Annotated in this window: 23 protein-coding genes; 17 read left to right on the top strand and 6 right to left on the bottom strand. The window is 72.4% G+C overall.

Annotation, left to right across the window (positions count from 1 at the left end; genetic code table 11):
• Nucleotides 1-28: 28 nt before the first annotated feature.
• Both E1293_RS04050 and E1293_RS04055 read left to right on the top strand, forming a co-directional pair.
• Nucleotides 29-1,249, top strand: coding sequence for a PrsW family intramembrane metalloprotease (locus E1293_RS04050; RefSeq protein ID WP_132193925.1), 1,221 nt, complete (start codon nt 29-31; stop codon nt 1,247-1,249).
• Nucleotides 1,250-1,339: 90 nt separating this feature from the next.
• Entirely contained in the window at nt 1,340-2,335 is a 996-nt protein-coding gene (locus tag E1293_RS04055; RefSeq protein WP_132193927.1) for a COX15/CtaA family protein, read from the top strand.
• Nucleotides 2,336-2,341: 6 nt separating this feature from the next.
• Here E1293_RS04055 and polX read toward each other — a convergent pair whose 3' ends face one another.
• From polX to E1293_RS04080, 5 genes are all read right to left on the bottom strand, one after another.
• On the bottom strand, nt 2,342-4,060 hold the full coding sequence (polX, locus tag E1293_RS04060; RefSeq protein WP_132193929.1) for a DNA polymerase/3'-5' exonuclease PolX: 1,719 nt from the start codon (nt 4,058-4,060) through the stop codon (nt 2,342-2,344).
• 52 nt (nt 4,061-4,112) lie between these two features.
• Nucleotides 4,113-4,949 carry a proteasome subunit beta gene (gene prcB, locus E1293_RS04065; RefSeq protein WP_132193931.1) on the bottom strand — a complete coding sequence of 279 codons (837 nt, stop codon included), beginning with the start codon at nt 4,947-4,949 and terminating at the stop codon, nt 4,113-4,115.
• A 70-nt stretch (nt 4,950-5,019) separates the two neighbouring features.
• Nucleotides 5,020-5,958: an EamA family transporter gene (locus E1293_RS04070; RefSeq protein ID WP_132193933.1), complete on the bottom strand. Its 939-nt coding sequence runs from the start codon at nt 5,956-5,958 to the stop codon at nt 5,020-5,022.
• Nucleotides 5,959-5,976: 18 nt separating this feature from the next.
• Complete coding sequence (locus E1293_RS04075; RefSeq protein ID WP_132194004.1) at nt 5,977-6,693, bottom strand: ABC transporter permease; 717 nt, start codon at nt 6,691-6,693, stop codon at nt 5,977-5,979.
• 65 nt (nt 6,694-6,758) lie between these two features.
• Entirely contained in the window at nt 6,759-7,685 is a 927-nt protein-coding gene (locus E1293_RS04080; RefSeq protein ID WP_132193935.1) for an ABC transporter ATP-binding protein, read from the bottom strand.
• Between the two features lie 178 nt (nt 7,686-7,863).
• On the opposite strand from E1293_RS04080, the gene E1293_RS04085 reads away from it, so the two are divergent.
• The 13 genes from E1293_RS04085 (at nt 7,864) to E1293_RS04145 (ending at nt 20,394) form a co-directional block, all read left to right on the top strand.
• Nucleotides 7,864-9,105, top strand: a complete 1,242-nt coding sequence (locus E1293_RS04085) for an arginine deiminase (RefSeq protein ID WP_132193937.1) — start codon at nt 7,864-7,866, stop codon at nt 9,103-9,105.
• Nucleotides 9,106-9,161: 56 nt separating this feature from the next.
• Nucleotides 9,162-10,166 (top strand): ornithine carbamoyltransferase, encoded by a 1,005-nt coding sequence (gene argF, locus E1293_RS04090; RefSeq protein ID WP_132193939.1) that lies wholly within the window; start codon nt 9,162-9,164, stop codon nt 10,164-10,166.
• Nucleotides 10,167-10,255: 89 nt separating this feature from the next.
• A complete protein-coding gene (arcC, locus tag E1293_RS04095) occupies nt 10,256-11,191 on the top strand; it encodes a carbamate kinase (RefSeq protein ID WP_132193941.1) in 936 nt (311 codons plus the stop codon).
• Nucleotides 11,188-12,642 (top strand): amino acid permease, encoded by a 1,455-nt coding sequence (locus E1293_RS04100; RefSeq protein WP_207938661.1) that lies wholly within the window; start codon nt 11,188-11,190, stop codon nt 12,640-12,642. The genes arcC and E1293_RS04100 overlap by 4 nt, the downstream gene beginning before the upstream one ends.
• Nucleotides 12,639-13,583 carry a universal stress protein gene (locus E1293_RS04105; RefSeq protein WP_243716003.1) on the top strand — a complete coding sequence of 315 codons (945 nt, stop codon included), beginning with the start codon at nt 12,639-12,641 and terminating at the stop codon, nt 13,581-13,583. Before E1293_RS04100 ends, E1293_RS04105 begins: the two co-directional genes overlap by 4 nt.
• 84 nt (nt 13,584-13,667) lie before the next feature.
• Entirely contained in the window at nt 13,668-14,510 is an 843-nt protein-coding gene (locus E1293_RS04110) for a helix-turn-helix transcriptional regulator (RefSeq protein WP_132193942.1), read from the top strand.
• Complete coding sequence (sufB, locus tag E1293_RS04115; RefSeq protein ID WP_132193944.1) at nt 14,507-15,919, top strand: Fe-S cluster assembly protein SufB; 1,413 nt, start codon at nt 14,507-14,509, stop codon at nt 15,917-15,919. Before E1293_RS04110 ends, sufB begins: the two co-directional genes overlap by 4 nt.
• A complete protein-coding gene (gene sufD, locus E1293_RS04120; protein WP_132193946.1) occupies nt 15,919-17,070 on the top strand; it encodes a Fe-S cluster assembly protein SufD in 1,152 nt (383 codons plus the stop codon). Before sufB ends, sufD begins: the two co-directional genes overlap by 1 nt.
• The gene (locus tag E1293_RS04125) at nt 17,067-17,384 is read left to right on the top strand and encodes a non-heme iron oxygenase ferredoxin subunit (protein ID WP_132193948.1); all 318 of its coding nucleotides are present in this window, start codon (nt 17,067-17,069) and stop codon (nt 17,382-17,384) included. The genes sufD and E1293_RS04125 overlap by 4 nt, the downstream gene beginning before the upstream one ends.
• A 26-nt stretch (nt 17,385-17,410) precedes the next feature.
• Complete coding sequence (sufC, locus tag E1293_RS04130; protein WP_132193950.1) at nt 17,411-18,175, top strand: Fe-S cluster assembly ATPase SufC; 765 nt, start codon at nt 17,411-17,413, stop codon at nt 18,173-18,175.
• Between the two features lie 50 nt (nt 18,176-18,225).
• The gene (locus E1293_RS04135) at nt 18,226-19,488 is read left to right on the top strand and encodes a cysteine desulfurase (RefSeq protein WP_132193952.1); all 1,263 of its coding nucleotides are present in this window, start codon (nt 18,226-18,228) and stop codon (nt 19,486-19,488) included.
• Between the two features lie 88 nt (nt 19,489-19,576).
• Entirely contained in the window at nt 19,577-20,035 is a 459-nt protein-coding gene (gene sufU, locus E1293_RS04140; protein WP_132193954.1) for a Fe-S cluster assembly sulfur transfer protein SufU, read from the top strand.
• On the top strand, nt 20,032-20,394 hold the full coding sequence (locus E1293_RS04145) for a metal-sulfur cluster assembly factor (RefSeq protein WP_132193956.1): 363 nt from the start codon (nt 20,032-20,034) through the stop codon (nt 20,392-20,394). The genes sufU and E1293_RS04145 overlap by 4 nt, the downstream gene beginning before the upstream one ends.
• Before the next feature lie 110 nt (nt 20,395-20,504).
• Here the strand turns inward: E1293_RS04145 and E1293_RS04150 are convergent, their stop codons facing one another.
• Entirely contained in the window at nt 20,505-21,077 is a 573-nt protein-coding gene (locus E1293_RS04150; RefSeq protein WP_132193958.1) for a hypothetical protein, read from the bottom strand.
• A 156-nt stretch (nt 21,078-21,233) separates the two neighbouring features.
• Between E1293_RS04150 and E1293_RS04155 the strand changes: the two genes are divergently transcribed.
• Complete coding sequence (locus tag E1293_RS04155) at nt 21,234-22,409, top strand: sensor histidine kinase (protein WP_243716004.1); 1,176 nt, start codon at nt 21,234-21,236, stop codon at nt 22,407-22,409.
• The gene (locus E1293_RS04160; RefSeq protein WP_132193960.1) at nt 22,406-23,083 is read left to right on the top strand and encodes a response regulator; all 678 of its coding nucleotides are present in this window, start codon (nt 22,406-22,408) and stop codon (nt 23,081-23,083) included. Before E1293_RS04155 ends, E1293_RS04160 begins: the two co-directional genes overlap by 4 nt.
• Nucleotides 23,084-23,097 lie beyond the last annotated feature (14 nt).

A 23,097-nucleotide genomic window follows, 5' to 3' on the forward strand; every position in this document is an offset into this window, starting at 1 on the left:
GGCCCCACCTGCCGTTACGCTTCGCGGTATGGCGCGCATGGACCCCAAGGCGGTGCTCGAGGGCAGGGTTCCCGGCAGGCCCCCGGTCGGCCTCATCATCGGCATGACCGTGTGCGGGCTGTGCGCCGTCGTCGCGCTCGGCGCGGACGCCGCGCTCGGCGGCGCCGGCTTCTGGGTCGGGGTGGTCCTCGCCATCCTGCCGATCCCGGTGCTGATCGCGCTCGCCCTCACCCTGGACCGGCTGGAGCCCGAACCGCCGCGCGCCCTCGCCTTCGCGTTCATGTGGGGCGCGGGCGTCGCCGTGCTCGGCGCCCTCGTCCTCAACACCGCCGGCCTGCTGTACGTGACCGTGCCGGTGTTCGGCGAGACCGAGGGCCACTTCGTCAGCGCCACCTTCGGCGCGCCCCTCATCGAGGAGACGCTGAAGGGCGCCGTCCTGTTCGGCATGCTGTGGTTCCGCCGCAACGAGATCGACGGCTTCGCCGACGGGATCATGTACGCCGCCATGGTCGGGCTCGGCTTCGCCATGATGGAGAACATCACCTACTACATGCGGGCGTTCGAGGCGGGCGGCGCCGACCAGCTGCAGGCGGTGTTCATCCTGCGCGGCCTCATCGCGCCGCTCAGCCATCCGCTGTTCACCTCGATGACCGGCCTCGGCGTCGCCTACGCCGCCACCCACCGGCGCGGCCAGGTCATCGCGCCGGTCGCGGGGCTGCTCGGCGCGATGGTCCTGCACGGGCTGTGGAACGGCGCCGCCGCGTTCGGGCTCGGCGGCCTCGCCATCGTCTACGTGCTCGACTTCTGCGTCCTCGTCGCGCTGATCGTCATCGTGTCCGTCGAGCGCCGGCACACCGTCCGCCGCATCGAGGCGTACCTGCCCATGTACGCGGGGACGGGCCTGGTGACGCCCCAGGACGTGCGGATGCTGCGCTCCATCCCGTCCCGGCGGGCCGCCCGCCGCTGGGCCCGGTCCGTCGGCGGCGCCCCCGCCGGCCGGGCCATGACCGACTACCAGCTCGCCGCGACCGAACTGGCGCTGCTGCACAAGCGCGCCGACCGGGGAGTCGCCGAACAGCGCTGGTTCACCACCCGCCGCGACTCGCTCCTCGAACTGATGTCGCTGGCCAGGCAGGCGTTCCTGCGCACCCCGCCGCGCCCTGGCATGAACCCGATGGGCGGGCCGCCGTGGGCGGGCCAGGGCCCGTCGGGGTTCCTGCCGCCGCAGGCGCCCGGCCCCTACGGGTGATCTGAGGGCGTGACCCGCCGGACGTGACCCGGCCGGACGTAACCGGGGGGCGGGTCGAGGCCCCGGGGACCCGGCCATACGATTGTTGCCGTGGCAGAGCGACGGTCGACCAACCTCCTGATCCGGACCTGGAACGCCGTGTGGCATCCGACTCCCGGATCGCTGCGGCTGCTCGCGCTCCTCGGGGTCATCGGGAACGTGCTCATCGTCGTCAGCGGCGGCGCCGTCCGGGTCACCGACTCCGGGCTCGGCTGCCCCGACTGGCCGCGCTGCACCGGCGACAGCCTCGTCCCCACCCAAAATCCCGAGCACCACGTGCTCAACATGTCGATCGAGTTCGGCAACCGGCTCATCACGTTCGTGGTGCTGGGCATCGGCGTCCTGGTGTTCGTCGCGGCGCTGCGGCTGCGGCCGCGCCGCCGGAGCCTGGTCCGGTGGGCGCTGGCCCAGCCGATGAGCGTGGTCGCGCAGGCCGTCATCGGCGGCATCGTCGTGCTGACCGAGCTGCACCCGGTCTCGGTCTCGCTGCACTTCCTCGTCTCGCCGGCCCTGCTGGTGTTCTGCGTGGCCCTGTGGGTCCGCGCGGGGGAGGGCGACGCGCCGCCCCGGCCGCTCGCCGGGCCCTGGACGCGCCGCCTCGCCGCCGCGCTCCTGGTCTCCTGCGCCGCCGTGCTCGTCGCGGGCACCGTCGTCACCGGCACCGGCCCGCACGCGGGCGACGCCGAGTCACGCCGGTACGGGTTCAACATCACCGACGTCGCCCGGATCCACGGCGAGCTGGCGTGGCTCACCATCGCGCTGACGGTCGTCGCCATCGTCGTCCTGCACCGCACCGGCGCCCCCGCCGCCGCGCGGCGCCGTTCGTACGAGCTGGCCGGGCTCATCGTCGTCCAGGGCGCCATCGGCTACACCCAGTACTTCCTCGGCGTCCCCGCCGGGCTGGTGCTGCTGCACATGCTCGGCGCGGTGCTGATGTGGATCGCGGCGTTCCGCCTCTTCTTCGCGCTCCGCGACCGCGGGCCCGTCCCCGCCGCGGAACCGGCCGCGGCCCCTGCGCACGCCGCCGGGGCGCCGCAGCCGGTCTAGCCGGGCTCAGCTCTTGGCCAGGAACTCCCGGAGCCGGTCGAGCGGCCAGGTGTTGATGACGTCGTCGGGGGTCAGCCAGCCGCGCTGGGCGGTGCCGACGCCGTAGCGGATGTTGCGGTGGTGCCCGATCGAGTGGGCGTCGGTGTCGACGGAGAACTTCACCCCGAGGCGCTTCGCGCGCCGGACCAGGTCGGCGGGCAGGTCGAGGCGGTCGGGGAACGAGTCGATCTCCATCGCGGTGCCGGTGCGGGCGGCGGCGCGGAAGACCTCGTCCCAGTCGGCGTCCACGGGCGGGCGGCGGCCGATGCTGCGCGCGGTGGGATGCCCGATGACGTGGACGTGCGGGTTCTCGCACGCGCGGACGAGGCGGCGCGTCATGGCCGCCTCGTCCTGCGTGAAGTGGGAGTGGACGGACGCGACGCAGACGTCGAAGCCGGACAGGAAGCCGGCGTCCCAGTCGACGTTCCCGTCGGGGTCGATGTTGAGTTCGGTGCCGTGCAGGAGCGTCAGGCCCGGGTGGCTCTTCTGCAGTTCGGCGACCTGGGCGCGCTGGGCGAGCATCTTCTCGTCCGTCATGCGCTGCATGACCAGGTTCGGCGCGTGGTCGGTGATCGCGTAGTACTCCAGGCCGCGGGCCTGGGCGGTGGCGACCATGTCCTCCAGGGAGGCGACGCCGTCGGTCAGGTCGGTGTGGCTGTGCAGGTCGCCGCGCAGGTCCTCGACGGTGACGAGCCGGGGAAGCGCGTCCTTGAGGGCGGCCTCGATCTCGCCGGTGTCCTCGCGGAGGGCCGGATGGACCCACGGGAGGCCGAGCCGCTCGTAGACCTCCTCCTCGGTCTCCGACACGATCAGCTCGTCCGTCTCGGCGTCGAACAGGCCGTACTCGGAGAGCTTGAGGCCGGCCTTCACCGCGATCTCGCGGGTGCGGATGTTGTGGGCCTGCGAGCCCGTGAAGTACTGCAGCGCGGCGCCCCACGACTCGGGCGGCACGACGCGCAGGTCGACCTGCAGTCCCTTGGTGGTGCGGATCGAGGTCTTCTTGTCGCCGCCCGCGATGACCTCCGCGACGAACGGGAGTGCGGTGAACGCCTCCATGATCGGGTGCGGGTCGCGGGAGGCGGCCAGGACGTCCACGTCGCCGATCGTCTCGCGCATCCGGCGCAGCGAGCCGGCGTGGGCGCAGCGCTCCACCTGGGGGAGCCCGGACAGGGTCGCGACGATCTCGTCGGCGACGCCCGCGGCGGCGTCGACCAGGACGCGCTCGCCGGCACTCCGCATCAGCTCGATGCCGCGGAGGATGTTCTCCTCGGTCTTGGCGCCGAAGCCCTTGACGCCGCGCAGCCGCCCCTCCTTGATCGCGGCCCCCAGGTCGTCGACCGAGGAGATGCCGAGCTCCTCGTAGACGGCGAGGGCCTTCTTCGGGCCGAGCGTCGGGATGGCGGTGAGGGCGCGCACCCCGGCGGGGATCTGCGTGCGCAGCTCCTCCACCTGCCGGATCGTGCCGGTCGCGGTGTAGTCGAGGACCTTCTTGGCGATCGCCTCGCCCACCGTGGGGATCGTGCGCAGCCCGGCCAGGTCGAGGCCGGAGATGTCGTCCGGATGGCCCGCGATCGCCCGCGCGGCCTTCTCGTACGCCCTGATCTTGAAGCCGTCCCCGCCCGTGATGGAGAGCAGGTCGGCCAGTTCCTGGATGAGGGCCGCAGCCTCGTCGTTCGCCCGTGCCATACGGCCGAGTCTAGAAGCCGGGTACGACGTTCTCGGTGATCGGCCGGAGGGCTCAGCGCAGGGGCGCGACGGGGCCGCCCGGATTGTCCATGCGGCCGCGCACGACCTCGCCGGCGATCGCGGCCACCTCGTCCTCGGGCAGGCGGCGGTAGCCGTCCGCGGTGACGACCGCGACCGTCGGGTAGATGCGCCGCGCGGGGTCGGGGCCGCCGGTGGCGGAGTCGTCGTCGGCCGCGTCGTAGAGGGCTTGGACGCACACCGTGGCGGCGTCCTCCACCGACAGGTCGCGCCGGTAGAGCTTCTTCAGCGCGCCCGTCGCGTACGGGGATCCGGAGCCGTCGGCGTGGAAGTCGCGGGCCTCCTGCGGGGCGCCCGTGATGTCGTAGGTGTAGATGCGTCCCTCGCCCGCGTCCGGGTCGTAGCCGGTGAACAGCGGGACGACCGCGAGGCCCTGCAGCGCCTGCGCCAGGTTCGCCTGGATCACGGCGCCGAGCCGGCGGGCCTTGCCCGGCAGCGACAGCGGGACGGTCTCCATCTTCTCGTAGTGCTCCAGCTCGACCTGGAACAGCCGGACCATCTCCAGCGCCAGCCCGACCGTCCCCGCGAACGCGACGGCGGAGTACTCGTCGGCGCGCTGGACCTTGTCCAGCTCGCGGTAGGCGATGCGGTTGCCCTGGGTGGCGCGGCGGTCGCCGGCCAGCATGACCCCGCCCGGGAACGTCAGCGCCAGGACGGTCGTGCCGTGCGGCAGTTCCGGCGCGTCCCCCTCGGGCACCCGGTTGACGGGCAGCAGCTCGGGGGAGTGCAGGCGCAGGAAGTCGACGAACGACGCCGACCCCGCCTCGAAGAACTCGGGCGGTATCCCCTGGTCCTCGCTCCGGCCGATCACGGCGGCTCCTCTCCGGCTCGCTGGTCCGACGTCCTGATCCTTCCACGCTGCCACACGCGGCCGCCACCGATCACGCTTCGGGCGCCTCCGGCGGTTCCTTCTGACTGCGGGTGGCGCCCGCGCAGGCGACGATGACGCAGCAGATCGCGGCCCACTGCCGGCCGGTGAGGATCTCGCCGAGCAGCGCCACGCCGACGAGCGCCGCCACGGCGGGCTCCAGGCTCATCAGGACGCCGAAGATCCGGGCGGGCATCCGCCGCAGCGCCTCCAGCTCCAGCGAGTAGGGGATCACCGACGACAGCAGCCCGACGCCGAGGCCGATCAGCAGCAGCCGCGGGTCCAGCAGCGCGGTGCCGGCGGACGCGACGCCGAGCGGCAGGATCGCGACCGTCCCGACGATGCTGGCGAGCGCGAGGCCGGTGGAGCCGGAGAACCGCTTGCCGGTCGCGGCGGTGAGCACGATGTACCCGGCCCAGCACATCCCCGCCAGCAGCGCGAACGCGATCCCGACCGGGTCGAGGTCGCCGCTCCCGCCCCTGGCCAGCATGACCACGCCCGCGCCCGCGAGGACGACCCACAGCGCGTCCCGGGGGCGCCTGGACGCGACGATCGACACCGTCAGCGGCCCGAGGAACTCGATGGTGACGGCGACGCCGAGCGGGATCCGCGCGAACGACTGGTAGATCGAGAAGTTCATCAGCGCCAGCGCCAGCCCGAAGCCGGCGGCGATGGCGATGCTGGACCGGGAGTGGTCGCGCAGCACCGTCCGCAGCGCCCTGCGCGCCAGGAACCCCAGCACGATCGCCGACGTCAGCAGCCGCATCGTCACGACGGCGCTCGGCGGGAGCCGGTCGAACAGGTGCTTGGCGAGGCCCGCCCCGACCTGCAGCGAGATGATGCCGAGCAGGATCAGCGCGGGCGGCGGCACCGACCCGAGCGACAGCGTCCGCAGGCGGCCCGGCGCCCGCGACGCGCCGAAGGACGACCCGGGCGCGTCAGCGAGCGCCATGCATGCCTCCCACGTGCATCATTCCCATTTGAAGAAGCGGGCGGCGAGGGCGAGGCCGGCCGCGGCCCAGACGGCGAGGACGAGCAGGGGCTTGCCGGGGAGCGCGGCGCCGTGCTGCAGGACGTCCCGCAGGCCCTCGGCCAGCGCCGAGATGGGCAGCAGTTCGAGGACGTCCCGGACCGGGCCGGGGAACTTGTCCAGCGGGAACACGACACCGCCGACGGCCAGCAGCAGGATGTAGACGAGGTTGGCGGCGGCGAGGGTGGCCTCGGCGCGCAGCGTCCCGGCCATGAGCAGCCCGAACCCGCTGAACGCGGCCGTGCCGAGCAGCAGCAGGACGACCACCGAGCCGGGGTCGCCGTGCGGATGCCAGCCCAGCGCCAGCGCGACCGCGCAGACCACCGCGGCCTGCACCGCCTCGACCGCGACCACGCTGAGCGTCTTGGCGCCGATGAGGCCGCCGCGCGGCAGCGGGGTGGCGCCGAGCCGCTTGAGGACGCCGTAGCGCCGCTCGAAGCCGGTCCCGATCGCCTGGCCGGTGAACGCGGTCGACATCACCGCGAGCGCGAGGATGCCGGGCGCGAGGAAGTCGACCCGGCGGCCAGCGCCGAGGTCGAGCAGGGACGTGGCGCTGAACAGGGCGAGCAGCACCACCGGGATGATCAGCGTGAGCAGCAGCTGCTCGCCGTTGCGCAGCACGGCGCGGAACTCGTAGCCGGCCTGGGACGCGATCATCCGCGGCAGCGGCGCCGCCCCCGGCGCGGGCGACAGGTCCAGCGGGACGGTCTTCGATGGGGCGGTCACGCGCGCAGCTCCCGTCCGGTCAGCTCCAGGAAGACGTCCTCCAGGGTGCGGCGCTCGATCCGCAGGTCCTCGGTCATGACGCCGTGCGAGGCGCACCAGGCGGTGACGGTGGCCAGCAGCTCGGGCCGGACGTCCGCCTCGATCAGGTAGTGCCCGGCGGGCGACTCCTTGGCGGCGCTCCCGGCGGGCAGCGCCGACAGCAGCTCCTCCAGCCCGAGGCCGGGGCGGGCGCGGAACCGCAGCTGCCGCTCGGCGCCCGTCAGCTCCTCGGGGGCGCCCTCGGCGACGACCCGGCCGTGGTCGACGATCACGACGTGGTCGGAGAGGCGCTCGGCCTCGTCCATGTTGTGGGTGGTGAGGACGACCGACACCCCGGCGGCGCGCAGCTCCTGGATCAGCTCCCAGGTGGCGTGCCTGGCCTGCGGGTCGAGGCCGGTGGTGGGCTCGTCCAGGAAGAGGAGTTCGGGCCGTCCGACGACGGCGACGGCCAGGGAGAGCCGCTGCTGCTGCCCGCCCGACATGCGCCGGAACGGGGTGCGGGCGTGCTCGGTCAGGCCGAGCCGATCCAGCAGGGCGGACGTGCCGAGCGGCGCGGCGTGGAACGAGGCGACGAGCCCGAGGAACTCGCCGGCCCGGGCCGTGCCGGGCACGCCGCCGGACTGCGGCATCACCCCGACCCGCGGCTTCAGCGCCCGGCCGTCGGCGGCGGGGTCGAGGCCGAGGACGCGGACGGTGCCGGAGTCGGCCCGCCGGAACCCCTCGCAGATCTCGATCGTGGTGGTCTTGCCGGCGCCGTTCGGGCCGAGCAGCGCGGTGACGGCGCCCCGGGCGGCGCTGAGCGTCAGGCCGTCCACGGCCCGTGCCGCGCCGTAGCGCTTGACGAGCGAGTCCAGCTCGACCGCGCCGTCTCCGGGGGGTGTCATGGTGTCGAGTTTAGATCCGGGGGCGGAGCGCTCCGCGCCCGGTCCCGCCGGTGGGCCGCGTGAAGGTGCGGTAAAGCCTCCGAGTCGGAGTCGATCTAGTTTCGCCGCCCTGAGCCGGGGGAATTCGCGACCTGGGGGATTCGCGGCGCCGTGGCCGGGCCCCGGGGGGAGGTGGGGGATGCCGTTCCACGTCGATTCGGAGGCCGGCCGGCTCCGGGAGGTGCTGCTGCACCGGCCCGAGCTGTCGCTGAAGCGGCTCACCCCGTCCAACGCCGCGGGGCTGCTGTTCGACGACGTCCTGTGGGTGCGGCGGGCGGTGGAGGAGCACGAGGAGTTCGAGGACGTGCTGCGCGCGCGGGGCGTCCGGACCCATCTGCTGACGGACCTGCTGACCGAGACGGTCGGGATCCCCGAGGCGCGCAAGCACATCATGGACACCGTGGTCGACCCGCACTGGTTCGGCCCGCTCGCCACCGACGCGATCCGCAACTGCTTCGACTCCATGGACGTGGCGGAGCTGGCCGCGTACCTGATCGGCGGCATCACCAAGCGGGAGATGCTGGAGCGGATGCCCGAGCCGGCGTCCATCGCGTTCCACTCCATCGGCATGGACGGGTTCATCCTGCCTCCGCTGCCGAACCACCTGTTCACCCGCGACACGTCCTGCTGGATCTACGACGGCGTGTCGATCAACACGATGCGCAAGAAGGCGCGCATGCGCGAGACGGTGAACATGGAGGCGGTCTACCGCTGGCACCCGCTGTTCGCGACCGGCTACGGCCGTCCGGCGGAGGGCGGCTTCCACGTGTGGAGCAGCGGGACGGCGATGGCCCCGGCGACGCTGGAGGGCGGCGACGTCCTGGTCATCGGGAACGGCAGCGTCCTGGTCGGGATGAGCGAGCGGACGCAGCCCCAGGCGGTCGAGATGCTCGCCCAGTCGCTGTTCGCCGCCGGGTCCTGCTCGCGGATCGTCGCGCTGCGGATGCCGCGGGCGCGGGCGTTCATGCACCTGGACACGGTCATGACGATGGTCGACCACGGCGTGTTCACCACGTACGCCGGGATGGGCATGCTGCCGTCCCACACGGTGGAGCCGGGCGACAACGAGAAGGAACTCAAGATCACCGATCATCCGGCGGAGGACATGCACCGGGCGATCGCCGCCGCGCTCGGGGTGGACGCCATCAAGGTCCTCACCCCGACGCAGGACGTGTTCGCCGCCGAGCGCGAGCAGTGGGACGACGGCTCCAACGTCCTCGCCGTCTCGCCCGGCGTGGTCGTCGCCTACGAGCGCAACGCGACCAGCAACAACCATCTGAGCCGGAACGGGATCGAGGTCGTCACGATCCGCGGCAGCGAGCTGGGCCGGGGACGCGGCGGGCCGCGCTGCATGAGCTGCCCGCTCGTCCGGGACGCCTGACCGCCCGGCCCTGACCTTTCTTCCCTGCTCGGCACCGACGACCGTCTGGAGACCGCATGGCGTTCGACCTTCGCGGGCGGAGCCTGCTCAGGGAACTCGACTTCACTCCGGGAGAGTTCGGGCACCTCATCGACCTGGCGGCGGAGCTGAAGGCGGCCAAGTACGGCGGGACGGAGACGCAGGCGCTGGCGGGCAGGAACATCGCGCTCATCTTCGAGAAGACGTCCACCCGGACGCGGTGCGCCTTCGAGGTCGCCGCGCACGACCAGGGCGCCCACGTCAGCTACCTCGCCCCCAGCGGGACGCAGATCGGCCACAAGGAGTCGATGAAGGACACCGCTCGCGTCCTGGGACGCATGTACGACGGCATCGAGTACCGGGGGTCGAGCCAGAGGCTCGTCGAAGAACTGGCCGAGTACGCAGGCGTCCCGGTGTGGAACGGCCTGACCGACGAATGGCACCCGACGCAGATGCTCGCCGACATGCTCACCATGCGCGAGCACAGCGGCAAGCCCTTGCAGGACGTCACATACGCGTATCTGGGCGACGCACGCAACAACATGGGCCATTCCTATGTGGCGGCCGGGGCACTGCTCGGCATGCGCGTCCGGATCGTCGCGCCGCGCGCGCTCTGGCCGGACGAGGAGACGGTCGTCAAGCCGTCCAACGCGGTCGCGGCCAAGACCGGCGCGGACATCATCATCACCGACGACGTCGCGGACGGTGTGCGGGGCGCCGACTTCGTCATCACCGACGTGTGGGTGTCGATGGGCGAGCCGGCCGGCGTGTGGGACGAGCGCATCGCACTGCTGAAGCCGTACCAGGTCAACGCGGAGGTCATGCGGGCGACCGGCAACCCGGACGCCAAGTTCATGCACTGCCTGCCCGCCTTCCACGACCGGGGGACGGCCGTGGGGGAGGAGATCTTCCAGAAGACGGGCCTGGACGCCCTAGAGGTCACCGACGAGGTGTTCGAGTCGCCCGCCTCGATCGTCTTCGACGAAGCCGAGAACCGGATGCACACGATCAAAGCGGTCATGGTCAGCGCGCTGGCCCGATGAGCAAGGTCAGCGCGCTGGCCGGATGAGCACGGTCGCCGCGGGCCGGCCGGACGAGCCCGGCCGCCACGCCGGCCGGATGAGGGGGACATATGCGCGTGGTCGTCGCGCTCGGGGGGAACGCGCTGGTCAAGCGGGGCGAGACGCCCGACGCCGCCTTGCAGCGCGCGAACGTCGACCGGGCGGTGCGGTCGCTGGCGCCGCTCGCCGAGAAGCACGAGCTGATCGTCACGCACGGGAACGGGCCGCAGGTCGGGGTGCTGTCGCTGGAGAGCGTCAACGACCCGAACCTGACCCGGCCCTACCCCCTGGACACGATCGGCGCCGAGACCCAGGGCATGATCGGCTACTGGATGCTGCAGGCGCTGCAGAACGCGCTGCCCGGCCGCCAGGTCATGGCCATGATCAACCAGACGCTGGTGTCGGCGGTCGACCCGGCGTTCGAGAACCCCACCAAGTTCGTCGGGCAGGTCTACGACCGGGACGAGGCCGAGAAGCTCGCCGCCGAGTACGGCTGGACGGTCCGCCAGGACGGGGACCGCTGGCGCCGCGTCGTCCCGTCCCCGCGCCCGCAGCGGGTCATCGAGACCCGGCTGATCCGTGAGCTGGTCCGGCTCGGCACGGTGGTGGTCTGCGCGGGCGGCGGCGGCATCCCGGTCTTCCGCAACGACGTGGGGCAACTGGAGGGCGTCGAGGCGGTGATCGACAAGGACCGCACCGCGTCCGTCCTCGCCGAGAGCATGGACGCGGACGCGCTGCTCGTCCTCACCGACGTGCCCCGCGTGATGCGGCACTTCGGCACCCCGCGGCAGGAGGAGATCACCCACACGACCCCGCACGAGCTGCGCGCCGAGGACTTCCCCGCCGGGTCGATGGGCCCCAAGGTCGAGGCGGTGGCGAGCTTCGTCGAGCGGACGGGCGACATGGCCGCGATCGGCCTGCTCGACCAGTGCGAGCGGATCCTGGAGGGGACCGCCGGCACGATCGTCACCCCCAACGCCACCTGGCCGCTGGCGAGCACCCTGTGACCGCCGGGACGGCGCGGCCGTCGTTCGTCCGCAGCCTGCTGCGGACGAAGCCGGTCGACCGCATCGTCGCCGAGGGCGGGCAGGGCGAGGGCGGCGAGCTGAAGCGCACGATGAGCCTGCTGCAGCTCACCCTCTTCAGCGTCGGCGCGACCCTCGGCACCGGCATCTTCGTCGTCCTCGGCGAGGCGGTGCCGCTTGCCGGGCCCGCGGTCGTGCTGTCGTTCGTCCTCGCCGCCGTCACCGCCCTGTTCTCGGCGCTGTCGTACGCGGAGCTGGCCGGGACGATCCCGGTGTCCGGCTCGTCCTACTCCTACGCCTACGCCACGCTCGGCGAACTGGTCGCATGGGTCTGCGGCTGGTGCCTGCTGCTGGAGTACGCGGTATCGGTGTCGGCGGTGTCGGTCGGCTGGGGCTCCTACCTCAACGAGTTCTTCGACGCGGCGTTCGGCTTCACGATCCCGGCCGAGATCAGCAACCCGCCGGGGGACGGCGGGCTCGTCAACGTGCCCGCCGTGATCGTGGTGCTGTTCGCCACGTTCCTGCTGCTGCGCGGCACGTCCGAGAGCGCCACCGCGAACACGGTCATGGTGTTCCTGAAGATCGGCGTGCTGCTGTTCTTCTGCGCGGTCGCCTTCACCGCGATGCACTCGGGCAACCTCACCCCGTTCGCGCCGATGGGCTGGGCGGGGATCAGCGCCGCCGGGTCCAAGGTGTTCTTCTCCTACATCGGCTTCGACGCCGCCTCCACCGCCGGTGAGGAGGCCAAGAACCCGCGGCGCGACCTGCCCATGGCGATCATGCTCTCGCTGGCCATCGTGACCGCCGTCTACGTGCTCGTCGGGCTCGCCGCGGTCGGCGCGATGCACTGGCAGGAGTTCGATCTGAGCGGCTCGGAGGCGTCGCTCGCGCGGGTGCTGGACGAGGCGACCGGGCGGACCTGGCCGTCGATGATCCTGTCCCTGGGCGCGGTGATCGCCATCGCCAGCGTCGTCCTCACCGTCATGTACGGGCAGACCCGCATCCTGTTCGCGATGTCGCGGGACGGGCTCGTCCCGCAGGTCTTCCAGAAGGTGAGCCCGGGACGCCGCGTCCCGGTCGCCAACACCGTCATCGTGGCGGCGTTCATCTCGGTCCTCGCCGCCGTCATCCCGCTCGGCCGGCTCGTGGACGCCACCAGCATCGGGACGCTGTTCGCGTTCGCGCTGGTCAGTGTCGGAGTCATCGTCCTGCGCCGCACCCGTCCCGACCTGCCGCGCAGCTTCCGCACGCCGCTCTACCCGCTGACGCCGCTGCTCGGCGTCGCGCTGTGCCTGTACCTGATGGTCGGCCTCGGCGGCGTGACCTGGATCGTGTTCGCGCTCTGGAGCGCCGCCGGCCTGGTCGCCTACTTCCTGTACGGCCGCCGCCATTCACGGCTGGCCGGCGGATCCGCGGGAAAGGGGGCACCGTGAACGCCGTGAGGGGGAGCGATCCGAGCGGTATGCGGGTGCTCGTCGGGTACTCGCCGGACGAGCGCGGCGACGACGCGCTCGCGCTTGCCGCGCTGGCCGCCCGGACGATGGCGGCGCCGCTGACGGTGCTGCACGTCCATCCGCCGCCGTGGCCGGCCCGGGGCCCCGGCTCGGTCGACGCCGAATGGGTGGCCTACCTCAAGGCCCAGGCCGAGGAGGCGCTCGCCGCGGCCGCCGGGAGGCTGGCGGAGCTGGACGTCCCGGAGGCGGACGTGACCCTGCGCGTCCACGCCCACCGGGGCAGCGGGCGCGGCCTCATCGAGGTCGCCAGGGACATGGGCGCCGGCCTGATCGTGGCCGGATCGGCGCCGCGCGGGCGGCGCGGCCGGGTCGCGATCGGCAGCACCGCCGACCAGCTGCTGCACGGCTCGCCCGTCCCGGTCATGCTGGCCCCGCGCGGCTACGCGGCGGACCCGCCGGGCCGGCTCGCACGGATGACGCTCGCGTACTGGCGGCGCCGCGACACCGAGGGCCCGCTGTCGGCCGCCGCCGAGCTCGCCGGCCGGCTGGACGTGGAGCTGCGGCTGCTCACCCTGGTGCTGCGGCCGCCCGGGCTCTCGGCCAGGTTCCACGTTCCGGGCGGTGTGCTGGACCGCCAGCTCGCCCAGGCGGAGGAGGACCTCCGCCACGCCGCCGGGCTGTTCGGCGGCCGGACGCCGGTGGAGCGGCTCACGGCCGTCGGGCCGGACGTCGCCAAGACCCTCGGCACGGTCGATATGCTGCACGGCGAGGTGCTCGCCTGCCTGTCCGGCCAGGACGGGCCGCTGCGCAAGGTCTTCCTCGGCGAGACCGCCGGCAAGATCGTCCGCGCCGCCGCGTGCCCGGTGCTGCTGCTGCCGCGCGGGTCCGCCGCGCGGGCCGGCGGCGAAAGCCCAGGTTAGGTAAGGCTTACCTGCGTGAGCTACGACATCGGGAATCCGGTGTTTCAAGGGAAGTAATTACGGCACACTGATGTTGTGAAATACGTGAGCGAGGATCAGACGAGCACCGAGGCCGCCGCCGCGCGGCCCTTCGGCGTCCCGTCCGCGCCTGGCCACACCGAGCGTGACACACGCGCGCGGGTGGCCCGGCTGATCCTTGAGCACGGCCCGGTCACGGCGTCCACGCTGGGCGAACGCGTCGGCCTCACGCCGGCCGCGATCCGCCGGCACCTGGACGCGCTACTGGCCGAGGGCATGATCGAGGTCCGCAAGGCGCGGATCCCGCAGACCCGGCGCGGCCGGGGCCGTCCCGCCAAGTGGTTCGCCATCACCGACGCCGGGCGCAGCGCCTTCGTGCACGCCTACGACGACCTGGCGACCAGCGCGCTGCGGTTCCTCGCCGAGACGGCCGGCGGCCACGCGGTCGCCGAGTTCGCCCGGCGGCAGATCGCCGACCTGGAGCGCCGGTACCGGCCTGTCGTGCAGGACGCCCCGCCCCACCAGCGGGTCCGCACGCTCGCCGAGGCGCTGTCGGGCGACGGCTACGCGGCCGCCGCCGCGAAGGCGCCCCAGCCGGGCGGCGGCGAGCAGCTGTGCCAGCACCACTGCCCGGTCGCGCACGTCGCCGCGGAGTTCCCGCAGCTGTGCGAGGCCGAGACCGAGGCGTTCAGCCGGCTGCTGGGCACACCCGTCCAGCGGCTGGCCACGATCGCGCACGGCGACGGCATCTGCACCACCCACATCAGCCCCCGCTCCCTGTGCGGGAGCGCCCAGAAGGACGAGAGCGGCGACCCGGCCGCGAGCGTCACCCCTGGCGGGGACGCGGGGGAGCCATCCCCCGAAAACACAAGGATCAGTGACGAGGCGTCCGGAGGGACTCTCCTATGACTACGGCAGCCCACCCAGAGCTGGAAGGGCTCGACAGGTACAAGTTCGGCTGGGCCGACTCCGACGAGGCCGGAGCCTCGGCGAAGCGCGGCCTGAACGAGGACGTCGTCCGCGACATCTCGACCAAGAAGAACGAGCCTGAGTGGATGCTCGACCTGCGCCTCAAGGGGCTGCGGCTGTTCAGCAAGAAGCCGATGCCCAGCTGGGGCTCCGACCTGTCGGGCATCGACTTCGAGAACATCAAGTACTTCGTGCGCTCCACCGAGCAGCAGGCCGCCTCCTGGGAGGAGCTCCCGGAGGACATCAAGAACACCTACGACAAGCTCGGCATCCCCGAGGCCGAGAAGCAGCGCCTCATCGCCGGCGTCGCCGCCCAGTACGAGTCGGAGGTCGTCTACCACAAGATCCGCGAGGACCTTGAGGAGAAGGGCGTCATCTTCGTCGACACCGACACCGGCCTGCGCGAGCACCCGGAGATCTTCCAGGAGTACTTCGGCTCGGTGATCCCGGTCGGTGACAACAAGTTCGCCGCGCTGAACACCTCCGTGTGGTCGGGCGGCTCGTTCATCTACGTCCCGCCGGGCGTGCACGTGGAGATCCCGCTCCAGGCCTACTTCCGGATCAACACCGAGAACATGGGCCAGTTCGAGCGGACGCTGATCATCGCCGACGAGGGCTCCTACGTCCACTACGTCGAGGGCTGCACCGCCCCGATCTACAAGTCGGACTCGCTGCACTCCGCCGTCGTGGAGATCGTCGTGAAGAAGGACGCCCGCGTCCGGTACACGACGATCCAGAACTGGTCCAACAACGTCTACAACCTGGTGACCAAGCGCGCCGTCGCCTACGAGGGCGCCACCATGGAGTGGGTCGACGGCAACATCGGCTCCAAGGTCACCATGAAGTACCCGGCGATCTACCTGCTCGGCGAGCACGCCAAGGGCGAGACCCTGTCGATCGCGTTCGCGGGCGAGGACCAGCACCAGGACGCCGGCGCCAAGATGGTGCACGCCGCGCCCAACACCTCCTCCAGCATCATCTCCAAGTCGGTGGCGCGCGGCGGCGGCCGCACGTCCTACCGGGGCCTGGTGCAGATCCAGGAGGGCGCCGAGCACAGCAAGTCCACGGTGAAGTGCGACGCGCTGCTCGTCGACCAGATCAGCCGGTCCGACACCTACCCCTACGTCGACGTCCGCGAGGACGACGTGGAGATGGGCCACGAGGCGACCGTCTCCAAGGTCTCGGAGCAGCAGCTGTTCTACCTCATGAGCCGCGGCATGACCGAGGACGAGGCCATGGCGATGATCGTGCGCGGGTTCGTCGAGCCCATCGCACGCGAGCTGCCGATGGAGTACGCCCTGGAGCTGAACCGGCTGATCGAGCTGCAGATGGAAGGAGCCGTCGGCTGATGGGGCTGGAGCAGAAGCCTCTCTCGACGCTGCACGAGAAGGCGTCGTACGAGGTCGGCGACTTCGACGTGCCGACGGGCCGCGAGGAGGAGTGGCGGTTCACCCCGCTGCGCCGCCTGCGCGGCCTGCACAACGGCACCGCCGAGGACGGCGGCAAGGTCCTGGTGGAGGCCGAGGCGCCGCCGGAGGTGACGGTCGAGACCGTCGGCCGCGACGACGCCCGCCTCGGCAGGTCCTACGTCCCGGCCGACCGGGTCAGCGCGCAGGCGTGGAACTCCTTCACGCACGCGACCGTCGTGACCGTCCCGAAGGAGACCGCCGCCTCGGCGCCGACCGTGCTGCGGCTGCGCGGCGACAGTGCTGAGCTCGCGGGGCCGCCGGCCGCCGCCTACGGGCACACCACGGTCGTCCTGGAGCCGTTCGCCGAGGCCACCGTCGTGCTCACGCACCACGGGTCGGCGACCTACGCCGACAACGTCGAGTTCGTCGTCGGCGACGGCGCCCGCCTGTCGGTGATCAGCCTGCAGGACTGGGCGGACGGCGCCGTGCACGTCTCCCACCAGCACGCCCGGCTCGGCCGCGACGCCCGGTTCGTCTCGCACAACATCTCCCTCGGCGGCGACGTCGTGCGGATCTCGCCGTCGGTCTCCTACGACGGGCCCGGCGGCGACGCCGAGCTGTACGGGGTGTACTTCGTGGACGGCGGCCAGCACATGGAGCACCGCCTCCTCGTCGACCACACCGTCCCGCACTGCCGCAGCCGCGTCGACTACCGCGGCGCCCTGCAGGACCAGGACGCGCACGCCGTCTGGATCGGCGACGTGATCATCCGCGCGGAGGCCGAGGGCACCGACACCTACGAGCTGAACCGCAACCTCGTCCTCACCGACGGGACGCGGGTCGACTCGGTGCCGAACCTGGAGATCCTCACCGGCGAGGTCGCCGGCGCGGGGCACGCCTCGGCGTCCGGGCGGCTGGACGACGAGCACCTGTTCTACCTGCGGGCGCGCGGCATCACCTTCGACGCGGCGCGCCGCATGGTGGTCCGGGGCTTCCTCGGCCAGCTGATCGAGCGCATCGAGGTCGCCGAGGTGCGCGAGAAGGTGCACGACGCGATCGAGGCCGAACTCGACCGGGGAGCGGCCAAGTGACGTACGTGAAGGTGTGCGCGCTGGACGACGTCCCGGCCGACGGCGCGCTCGCCGTCGAGGTCGACGACACGCCCGTCGCCGTCGCGCGCAGCGGCGCCGACGTGTACGCCCTGAGCGACATCTGCTCGCACGCCGAGGTCTCGCTGTCCGAGGGCGAGGTCTACGACGGCACCATCGAGTGCTGGCTGCACGGGTCCTGCTTCGACCTGCGCAGCGGCAAGCCCACCAATCCGCCGGCCACGCAGCCGGTCGCCACCTACAAGGTCAAGGTCGAGGACGGCGACGTCTACGTCTCGCTCGCCGCCGACGACTGACCGCACGACGAAGGACTACACGCACTATGGCCACGCTAGAGATCCGCGACCTCCACGTCTCCGTCGGCGACGGCTCCGACGGGGCGAAGGAGATCCTGCGCGGGGTCGACCTGACCGTGAAGGCCGGCGAGACCCACGCGATCATGGGGCCGAACGGCTCCGGCAAGTCCACCCTGGCCTACGCGGTCGCCGGCCACCCGAAGTACGAGGTGACCTCCGGCGCCGTCACGCTGGACGGCGAGGACGTCCTGGCCATGTCGGTCGACGAGCGCGCCCGCGCCGGGCTGTTCCTGGCGATGCAGTACCCGGTCGAGGTGCCCGGCGTCTCGGTCTCCAACTTCCTGCGCTCGGCCGTCACCGCCGTCCGCGGCGAGGCCCCGAAGCTCCGCGACTTCTCCAAGGAGATGAAGAAGGCGATGGACGACCTGTCCATCGACCCGGCGTTCGCGCAGCGCAGCCTGAACGAGGGCTTCTCCGGCGGCGAGAAGAAGCGGCACGAGATCCTGCAGCTGGAGATGCTGAAGCCGAAGGTCGCCGTCCTGGACGAGACCGACTCCGGCCTCGACGTCGACGCGCTCAAGGTCGTCTCCGAGGGCGTCAACCGGTTCGCCGGCGGCGACACCGGCGTCCTGCTCATCACGCACTACACCCGCATCCTGCGGTACGTGAAGCCCGACTTCGTGCACGTCTTCTCCGGCGGCCGCGTCGTCGCCGAGGGCGGCCCCGAGCTGGCCGACGAGCTGGAGAACGAGGGGTACGAGAAGTACGCGAAGGCGGGCGCGTCCGCATGAGCGAAGCGAACCGGGGGGCGGGGGGGGTCGTCCCCCCACAGGGGCAGGGCATGAACCTGCTGCCCGAGGAGCTGAAGAAGGACTTTCCGCTGCTGCGGCGCACGGTCCGGGGCGGGCGTCCTCTGGTGTACCTCGACTCGGGGGCGACGTCGCAGAAGCCCGTCCGGGTGCTGGACGCGGAGCGGGAGTTCTACGAGCGGCACAACGCGGCGCCGCACCGCGGCGCGCACCTGCTCGCCGAGGAGGCGACGGAGGCCTACGAGAACGCCCGCGTGTCGATCGCCCGGTTCATCGGCGCGACGCCCGGCGAGATCGTGTTCACCAAGAACGCCACCGAGGGCATCAACCTGGTCGCGTACGCGATGAGCAACGCGGCCACCGCCGGGCCGGAGGCGGAGCGCTTCGCCGTCGGCCCGGGCGACGAGGTCGTGGTGTCGGAGATGGAGCACCACGCCAACCTCGTCCCGTGGCAGCAGCTCTGCCTGCGGACGGGCGCGACGCTGCGCTGGTTCGGGATCACCGACGAGGGCCGCCTGGACCTGGCGGACCTCGACGAGCTCGTCAACGAGCGCACCAAGATCGTCGCGCTGACGCACCAGTCGAACGTGCTGGGGACCGTCCCGCCGGTCGAGCGGATCGTGGACCGTGCCCACGCGGTCGGCGCGCTCGTCCTGCTGGACGCCGCCCAGTCGGTTCCGCACCAGCCGGTCGACGTGACCGCGCTCGGCGCCGACTTCCTGGCGTTCTCCGGGCACAAGATGCTCGGCCCGACCGGCATCGGCGTGCTGTGGGGGCGCAGCGAGCTGCTGGAGGCCATGCCGCCGTTCATCACCGGCGGCTCCATGATCGAGGTCGTCCGCATGGAGGAGACCACGTTCATGCCGCCGCCGCAGCGGTTCGAGGCCGGCGTCCCGATGACCGCCCAGGCCATCGGGCTCGGCGTCGCCTGCGACTACCTCGCCGAGATCGGCATGGACCGCGTGCACGCCCACGAGGAGGCCCTCGTCGGCTACACGCTGGAGCGGCTCGGCGAGATCCCCGGCGTCCGCGTCATCGGCCCCGGCACCACCGAGGCCCGCGGCGGCGCCGTGTCGTTCACCGTCGAGGACATCCACCCGCACGACGTCGGGCAGGTGCTGGACGAGCTGGGCGTCGAGGTCCGCGTCGGCCACCACTGCGCGTGGCCGATCTGCCGCCGCTTCGGCATCCCGGCCACCACCCGCGCGACGTTCTACCTCTACAACACCCTCGGCGACATCGACGCGCTCGCCGACGCGGTGCGGCAGGCCCAGAAATTCTTCGGCACCTCATAACCGGGGGGTTCAGGGGGGTCGGCCCCCCTGAAAGGAACAGCCTGAGGACCTGCCGGGTTGTAGCGAGAGAGCCTTTGGAAAGGACGACATGCAGCTGGAGGCGATGTACCAGGAGGTCATCCTGGACCATTACCGCAACCCTCTGCACAAGGGGCTGCGGGAGCCCTTCGAGGGTGAGGCGCACCACGTCAACCCGACCTGCGGCGACGAGGTGACGCTGCGCGTCCACCTGGACGGCGAGGGCCAGGACGCCACGGTCGCCGACGTCTCCTACGACGCCATGGGCTGCTCGATCAGCCAGGCCAGCGCCTCCGTGATGTCCGACCTGATCATCGGCAAGTCCGTCAAGGAGGCGATGGCGGTCGGCGAGGAGTTCCTGGCGCTGATGCAGTCCCGCGGCCAGGACGTCGAGCCCGACGAGGACGTCCTGGAGGACGCCATCGCCTTCGCCGGGGTCTCCAAGTACCCCGCCAGGATCAAATGCGCCCTGCTCGCCTGGATGGCGTGGAAGGACGCGACCGCACGCGCACTCGGAGAGGCATCATGACCGACACGCCCGAGACCGACACCACGACCGCCCCGTCCGCGGACCAGGCCCTGTCTCCCGAGCAGGAGGAGGTCATGGAGGCGCTCAAGGACGTCGTCGACCCGGAGCTCGGCATCAACGTCGTCGACCTCGGCCTGGTCTACGGCGTCGGCCTCGCCGACGAGGTCGCCACCCTGGACATGACGCTCACCAGCGCCGCCTGCCCGCTCACCGACGTGATCGAGGACCAGGCCCACAGCGCCCTGGAGGGCCTCGTCAAGGACGTCAAGATCAACTGGGTCTGGCTCCCGCCGTGGGGCCCCGACAAGATCACCGACGACGGCCGCGACCAGCTCCGCGCCCTGGGCTTCAACGTCTGACGCTCCTGCAGCCGCGAGGCCGCGCTCCCACCCGGGACCGCGGCCTCACCCGCGCCCGGCGGGTCGTGGAACACCGATGACGACCGGGTGCCCTGGGTCGCCGCCGATCGTCACCTTGGGGGCGCGTGCTCTGCGGGGTCCTGGCTGACGTCCTTGGGCTTCGCGGGCCAGAGGGTGTGGGTGATCGGCCACAGGGACCAGATCGCCAGGACGGTGCCGAGGCGGCCCAGCCAGGCGGTGAGGGCCTCGGTGCGGTCGGCGTCGCCCACCAGGGCGACCATCGCCAGGAGGAGGCCGCAGGCGAGGGCGGTCGCCAGGGCGGCCTTGCCGAACTCGCGCCATTCGTAGCGGACGCGCGCCGAGCCGTACCCGGGCTTGCCCCGCGGCGGGGGACCGCCGGCGAAGCGGTGCGCGAAGCGCTCGTCCGCCCAGCGGACCATGCTGTGCCCGAACGCGACCGAGTAGCCGAGGTAGGCGGCGGCCAGGCCGTGGCCGGTGCCGGCGGTCGCGCCGCCGCGCAGGTCGATCACCGTGGTGGCCAGCAGCACCACGTCGACCAGCGGGACGCACAGGAGCAGCGCCGTGCCGGTGCGGCGGAGCCGCAGCGGGTAGCGGGCGGCGAGACCGGCCGCCAGGACGACCCAGAACCCGATCTCGCAGGCGGCGATGACCGCTATCAGCACGGTGGAGTCCCTTCTCTGCGGCCGGGTTCCATCGTGTGCCCGCGCGGGGCGGCGGATCGTCGTCTGGGGTGAGGTTTCGCGGGTCGTCCGAAGGATGTACGCGGCATCCTCACCCGGGTGGAGGAGGCGCGCCGGCGGGGATGCTGTGATGGACCCGTGCACCGGATCCGACGTCTCACCACGCGCCAGGACGCGCTGATCGTCGTGGCGGCGCTGGCCGGGGGGCTGCTGATGCTGGCGGCGCACGGCTACTCGACGTGGTCGAAGGACTGGAACCCGTCGCTCTGGCTGCGGCTCGTCCCGCTCCTCGGGCTGTGCTCGGCGATGCTGCTGCGGCGGACCGCGCCGCTCACCGGGCTGGCGCTGTCGACCCCGTTCAACTTCGCCGACGTCGCCCTCGGGCCCAGCATCGCCACCGCGATGATCTACGGGGACGCGCTGTACGCGGCGTGCCTGTACGGGCGGCGCCGCACGGCGGAGTGGCTCCTCGGGGTGACCGTCTTCGCGTCGCTGGCGGTCGCCGTCGGGGCCGGCGTCGCACTGCGCGGGGTCGCCGTCGCGGTGGTCGGGGGCGCGGTGGCCGGGCTGGTGTGGGTGGCGCCGGTGCTGACCGCGATGGCCGTCCGGGAGCACCGGTTCCGGGCGGAGGCGGAGCGGCAGCGCGCCGAGCAGGTCGCGCGCCTCGCCGAGCTGGACCGGCGCGCCGCGGTGACCGCCGAGCGCGCCCGGATGGCGCGGGAGCTGCACGACGTGATCGCCAACCATCTGAGCGCGGTGGCGCTGCACTCCTCGGCGGTGCTGAAGGTGCGCGACCTCGACCGGGACGGGGTGAACAGGGCCATGGAGGTCATCCGGGAGAACAGCGTGGCGGGGCTGGCCGAGATGCGCCGGATGATCGGGCTGCTGCGCGAGGGCGACGGCGACGATCCGGCGGCGCAGCCGCGGCTGGCCGAGCTGGACCGGCTCGTCCGGGGCACCGCGCGGTCGGACCTGTCGGCGCGGCTGGAGGTGACCGGGGAGCCGCCGGAGCTGCCGGCGGCGGTGGAGCTGGCCGCGTACCGGATCGTCCAGGAGTCGCTGACGAACGCGCTGAAGCACGGCGGGCCGGGCCGCGCCGACGTGCGGGTCGCCTACGCCGGGCGGCGCGTGGTGATCGACGTGCTGAGCCCGCTCGGCCGGGACGGCTCCCGGCTGCCCGGCACCGGCAGCGGCCTGGTCGGGATGCGGGAGCGCGCCGTGATGCTCGCCGGGGAGTTCGACGCGGGACCGGACGGCGGGCGGTGGCGGGTGCACGCCGAACTGCCCGTCGACCACCTGGGCGGAGCGGCATGATCGAGGTGCTGGTCGCCGACGACCAGGCGGCGGTGCGGGCGGGCCTGGTGCTGATCCTCGGCGCGGCGCCGGACGTCCGGGTGGTCGGCGAGGCCGCCGACGGGGCGCGGGCGGTGGAGCTGGCGCGCGAGCTGCGCCCGGACGTGGTCCTCATGGACGTCCGCATGCCCCGCCTGGACGGCATCGCCGCGACCCGGGAGATCGCGGGCTTCACCGACGTCCTGGTGCTGACGACGTTCGACCTGGACGAGTACGTGTTCGGGGCGCTGCGGGCGGGCGCCGCCGGGTTCCTGCTGAAGGACGTGGACGCCGACCGGCTGGTGGAGGCGGTGCGGACGGTCGCGGCGGGGGAGGGGATCATCGCCCCGAAGGTCACCCGGCGGCTCATCGGCGCCTTCGCGTCCAGGCCCGCCGCCCCGGCGGAGACGCCCGGTCTGGACGAGCTGACGCCGCGCGAGCGTGAGGTCTTCGCCTGCCTGGGCGAGGGCCTGTCGAACGGGCGGATCGCGGTCCGCCTCGACATGGCCGAGACGACCACCAAGACGCATGTCAGCCGCATCCTCGCCAAGCTCGGCCTCGTGAGCCGCGTCCAGGCGGCCATCCTGGCCCAGGAAACGGCCGCAGGCGGCCTCTCGCCCCAAGATCCCCATAAGGGATCATCCGGGACGGTCTAGGCCCGCAGGAACGA

The sequence above is a fragment of the Actinomadura darangshiensis genome, assembly GCF_004349235.1.
Taxonomy (GTDB): domain Bacteria; phylum Actinomycetota; class Actinomycetes; order Streptosporangiales; family Streptosporangiaceae; genus Spirillospora; species Spirillospora darangshiensis.

Excerpts from the sequence above, each read along its gene's own strand:
- sufB (WP_132193944.1), top strand. The coding sequence starts at position 14,507 with ATGACTACGGCAGCCCACCCAGAGCTGGAAGGGCTCGACAGGTACAAG.
- argF (WP_132193939.1), top strand. The coding sequence starts at position 9,162 with ATGGCGTTCGACCTTCGCGGGCGGAGCCTGCTCAGGGAACTCGACTTC.
- polX (WP_132193929.1), bottom strand. The coding sequence starts at position 4,060 with ATGGCACGGGCGAACGACGAGGCTGCGGCCCTCATCCAGGAACTGGCC.
- E1293_RS04075 (WP_132194004.1), bottom strand. The coding sequence starts at position 6,693 with ATGATCGCGTCCCAGGCCGGCTACGAGTTCCGCGCCGTGCTGCGCAAC.
- E1293_RS04160 (WP_132193960.1), top strand. The coding sequence starts at position 22,406 with ATGATCGAGGTGCTGGTCGCCGACGACCAGGCGGCGGTGCGGGCGGGC.
- E1293_RS04135 (WP_132193952.1), top strand. The coding sequence starts at position 18,226 with ATGAACCTGCTGCCCGAGGAGCTGAAGAAGGACTTTCCGCTGCTGCGG.
- E1293_RS04080 (WP_132193935.1), bottom strand. The coding sequence starts at position 7,685 with ATGACACCCCCCGGAGACGGCGCGGTCGAGCTGGACTCGCTCGTCAAG.
- sufC (WP_132193950.1), top strand. The coding sequence starts at position 17,411 with ATGGCCACGCTAGAGATCCGCGACCTCCACGTCTCCGTCGGCGACGGC.
- E1293_RS04070 (WP_132193933.1), bottom strand. The coding sequence starts at position 5,958 with ATGGCGCTCGCTGACGCGCCCGGGTCGTCCTTCGGCGCGTCGCGGGCG.
- E1293_RS04050 (WP_132193925.1), top strand. The coding sequence starts at position 29 with ATGGCGCGCATGGACCCCAAGGCGGTGCTCGAGGGCAGGGTTCCCGGC.
- sufU (WP_132193954.1), top strand. The coding sequence starts at position 19,577 with ATGCAGCTGGAGGCGATGTACCAGGAGGTCATCCTGGACCATTACCGC.
- arcC (WP_132193941.1), top strand. The coding sequence starts at position 10,256 with ATGCGCGTGGTCGTCGCGCTCGGGGGGAACGCGCTGGTCAAGCGGGGC.
- E1293_RS04085 (WP_132193937.1), top strand. The coding sequence starts at position 7,864 with ATGCCGTTCCACGTCGATTCGGAGGCCGGCCGGCTCCGGGAGGTGCTG.
- E1293_RS04145 (WP_132193956.1), top strand. The coding sequence starts at position 20,032 with ATGACCGACACGCCCGAGACCGACACCACGACCGCCCCGTCCGCGGAC.
- sufD (WP_132193946.1), top strand. The coding sequence starts at position 15,919 with ATGGGGCTGGAGCAGAAGCCTCTCTCGACGCTGCACGAGAAGGCGTCG.